The organism is Vibrio sp. 2134-1, assembly GCF_033339495.1.
The window spans coordinates 1-585 of record NZ_JAWOUS010000708.1 but is presented as its reverse complement, the minus strand read 5'-3'; the positions used below and the strand labels follow the sequence as shown (position 1 = coordinate 585).

The 585-nt window shown below is 42.7% G+C and carries 1 protein-coding gene; it reads right to left on the bottom strand.

Going from position 1 to position 585, the window contains the following annotated elements:
* Nucleotides 1-585, bottom strand: a 585-nt coding sequence (locus R7R78_RS28095) for a helix-turn-helix transcriptional regulator (RefSeq protein WP_225474850.1), incomplete at both ends; no start/stop codon positions are given.

The window sequence follows — 585 nt, the reverse complement described above, 5'->3', positions numbered from 1 at the left end:
TTGTCTTGTTCCATCGCGAACTTTGATGGAGGTAAACCAAAGTGTAACTTGAACTTCTGGCTGAAGTAAGAAGGATCATTGAAACCGCAGTTGAAAGCCACTTCACTGATTTTTTCACCTGCGAGTAACTGTTCACAAGCAGTTTCTAACCGTACCTCCGTTAAATAATCTTTTAACGTTCTTGACGAGGCCGACTTAAAGCGGCGTTGTAAACTACGTTCAGACATAAATAACATCTTAGCCGCTGTCGCAGTACCAAAATCAGGGTCATGGTAATGCTCAGCAACTAACTGATAAACCTTTTGTAGCCACTCATTCTCTGGACTGGCTTTCTCTTCGACGATGTTTTCTGGCACAAATTCTGGTAAAACTTCCTCAACATGGCTCAACTCTTTTGCCATCGGCCAAGTAATCTCAATTTTATTCTGCGCATCAGAAGTGAACACCGCTAAGTGCCCTCCACTCACCGTAACCAGTTGCGAAAGATTGTCGATACTCAAGTCCACACTGTTATTAGCAGGACGACTTAGAGAAAGTTTATTTGGCAATTGCGTTCCGTAATCCAAAAAGCTGAGTGAGACAATG